Source organism: Affinundibacterium flavidum, from assembly GCF_014284175.1.
GTDB lineage: Bacteria > Pseudomonadota > Gammaproteobacteria > Burkholderiales > Burkholderiaceae_D > Undibacterium > Undibacterium flavidum.
The window spans coordinates 1-321 of the sequence record NZ_JACOGA010000064.1; the positions used below are offsets into that span (position 1 = coordinate 1).

The window sequence follows — 321 nt, forward strand, 5'->3', positions numbered from 1 at the left end:
CCAACCAGTCAATGTGATCAGTAATTCCTTGTCGAATCGCCTCACGTGCCACATCGAGCCTATTCAACTCTTGCGTACGCATGTTCTGCAAGGCATCTAAGCGCAGAACCAAAGCACGTAAGGTTTGCTCCGCCATGGAGGGGGCGATCCATAGTTCTGGGCGACGTTCAAAGCCAAATTCTGCGATCAGTTGCGCATCGACTTTATCTGTCTTTGTTCGAACTAAGCGTGAAGCACCGAAAGCCTTAATCTGTGCTGGGTTGATGACACTGACGGGAAATTTTTGTTCTGCAAAGTAGTGCGCAACCGCTTCCCAATAAA

At 48.9% G+C, this 321-nt stretch carries 1 protein-coding gene; it reads right to left on the reverse strand.

Features of this window, described 5'->3' with window-relative positions:
• Nucleotides 1-321: IS110 family transposase (locus H8K55_RS21375; protein WP_186944266.1), on the reverse strand; the 321-nt coding region annotated here is incomplete at both ends.